Raw genomic sequence first — 2,389 nt, 5'->3', positions numbered from 1 at the left:
ATTGGTACAGCCATTGGTACAGCCATTGGTACAGCCAAGCCTACGGGCACCAGCGGACGAGAGTTCCGCACTACTCGCAGGGGAATCAGAGCGCAGGCGTTGCGGTAGTCCGGTCGTGGCCAATGCGGGAGATGGGATAGCTAAGGCCGTCCTGCTTGCGGGGGGTGTCGACGGCGACGTAGCCAAGAACGGCACCGTCGGTGCTTGTCACTCGCCACGACGTCATATTGTCGCCGCTCGCCGCGCATGCTGCCTGCACCTGCACCTGCACCTGGACCCGCTGACCCGGGGCCAGCGGCATCGCCCCTTGATCGGATCTGCAATAGCCGCCGCGGCAGTCGTCGACCACTACCGGCCGTGGGGTGTCGTTGGACAGCACGACCTCGCTGTAGTTGCCCGGGTCCGTTGGATCGACCGAGCCGCAGCCAGCTCGATCCATGGCGACCTGCGCGGCGATCAGGAACCCGAGGAATACGACGGCTCCGAGAATGAGTGCTCCCACGGCGAGACTGGGCACCGCCGGTCGGAAGCGGCGGCCGCCACGCACCGACCAGGGTCGATGTGCCGATGGCCCCCACCGAGTCATCCGCCCATACTGCCTCAGTAGCACCTCGGACAGTCACAGACACCAAATCCCTTTGTCATCACCCTCCCCGAGGCAGTCGCAGCGCGATCACGGCCCGCGGACCGGGCGACCCGGATCTGACAGCCAAGTTGACAGCCGAGCAGACGCAGCGGACGCAGCGGACGCAGCGGACGCCCATGGAAGATCCAGATTGGACTACGGATCAAGAGGTTGGGGGTTCGAGTCCCTCCGAGCGCACGCTGGTTGAGGCAGGTCAGAGCCCCGCAGCCCCCATCCAGGGCTCGGGGCTCTGCCGCTTTCCGGGTCAAGTACTGCAGTTCGTATTGCAACAGGTCACGATCAAGGCCCGCGACGCGGACAGCGGTGAACGGTGTCGGACCTGGCCTCCCGCCGACAGTCACGGCAGTCACCTCGTCCCGACTCACCGACTGAGAGCCGCAGCGATATCGCGGATTGCGATCGGGCGACCACGCTCGATGCCCCTGTGGAGGGCCTGGGCAACCTTCGGCGCCGGCCCTGGTGCCCCATCGGCCCGCCCACCACGTCGGATGTGGCTCACGAGCTAGGATGGGACCGCCGGGCGGTGGCTAGGCTGGAGGGCATGAGCGTGGCCCACAACCACTATCCGGAGCTGCACGCCCTCGTCGACCGACTTGCTCCGGAGCGCACCGCTGATGCTCGGCGGGCATTGTTGCGCCTCGTTGTAGCGGACCCCGGCCTGGACGAGGGGATCGCAGCACAGGGTGCAGTTTGGCCGGGCCCGTCCTTTATCGGCACCTTCGACAGCGGTCGCGACGACCTGTCCGAGCGGGTGGATGAGGCGCTGTTCGGCACCGATGGTCCCGGGGGTGACAGCCGGTGATCCTCTGGGACACCGGCCCTCTTTACGCCGCGTTCGACCGCCAAGACAAGCACCACGAGGCGAGCGCCGTACTCATGCGGCAGACCACACCGCCGCTTCTCGTGCCAGCACCGGTCGTGATCGAAACCTGCTATCACCTGGCCAAGCACCTCGGCGGCCGGGCCGAGGTCGCACTGCTCAAATCATTTCAGACCGGCGACCTGGCAATGGTCACGCCGACGAAATCCGACTTCGACCGCGCTGTCGAGCTGGTAGAGCGGTACGCCGGATTCCCTCTCGGCATAACCGACGCTTACGTCGTCGCGATCGCCGAACGCCTCGACATCACACAGTTGGCCACCATCGACCGCCGCCACTTCCTGGCCGTCACACCACACCATTGTCCCGGCTTCGAACTGCTGCCCGCTTGAGAAGCACACTAAAACCAGGCCGGCTACTTCCCATCCGATCTCACGTTCAGTGACGAGGTTCAAAAGTTGCCGTACTGCAGTTTTACTGCAACCGGGGTGGACGCCCATGGATGTTGGTGGACATCGCGAAGTCCGTGAGCTGGACCGACGGACGTCGGTGGACGTCCGTCGACGGTGCGCCGAGGGCTACGGATCAAGAGGTTGGGGGTTCGAGTCCCTCCGAGCGCACGCTGGTTGAGGCAGGTCAGAGCCCCGCAGCCGATCACACGGCGCGGGGCTCTGGGCTGTCTGTAGCAACAGGTACAGCTACAACCCAATACGCGATCAGATACGTTGCGGCGGCCAAGCAGCTCAGGCGATCGCGGCAATGTCCCCGTCATCGAAGTAGATCGCCTGATGCAGCCGGCCACCGAGAGCAGCGGCGTATCTGGCGACCACCTCCTGACCGGAGAGCGAACCCTGCTCGATCTGCGAGACCCGGCCCTTGGTCACCCCCATCCGCTCCGCCACCTGCTGCTGGGTCAGACCCCG

The 2,389-nt window shown here is 65.6% G+C and carries 4 protein-coding genes; 2 read left to right on the top strand and 2 right to left on the bottom strand.

The genetic code is table 11. From position 1 onward, the window contains the following. Window positions 1–85: 85 nt before the first annotated feature. Window positions 86–517, bottom strand: a complete 432-nt coding sequence (locus U9980_RS18355; protein ID WP_322769038.1) for a hypothetical protein — start codon at window positions 515–517, stop codon at window positions 86–88. 652 nt (window positions 518–1,169) lie between these two features. Between U9980_RS18355 and U9980_RS18350 the strand changes: the two genes are divergently transcribed. Continuing rightward, window positions 1,170–1,448, top strand: coding sequence for a hypothetical protein (locus U9980_RS18350; RefSeq protein ID WP_322769037.1), 279 nt, complete (start codon window positions 1,170–1,172; stop codon window positions 1,446–1,448). Next, entirely contained in the window at window positions 1,445–1,858 is a 414-nt protein-coding gene (locus tag U9980_RS18345; RefSeq protein ID WP_322769036.1) for a type II toxin-antitoxin system VapC family toxin, read from the top strand. The genes U9980_RS18350 and U9980_RS18345 overlap by 4 nt, the downstream gene beginning before the upstream one ends. A 351-nt stretch (window positions 1,859–2,209) precedes the next feature. On the opposite strand, the gene U9980_RS18340 is transcribed toward U9980_RS18345, so the two are convergent. Then, a partial coding sequence (locus tag U9980_RS18340) for a helix-turn-helix transcriptional regulator (RefSeq protein ID WP_322769035.1) occupies window positions 2,210–2,389 on the bottom strand: 180 nt, incomplete at its 5' end.

Origin of the sequence: Protofrankia sp. Cr1, assembly GCF_963555865.1 — a bacterium.
In the GTDB taxonomy this organism is placed as follows: domain Bacteria; phylum Actinomycetota; class Actinomycetes; order Frankiales; family Frankiaceae; genus Protofrankia.
This window is presented reverse-complemented; position numbering and strand designations above follow the sequence as displayed.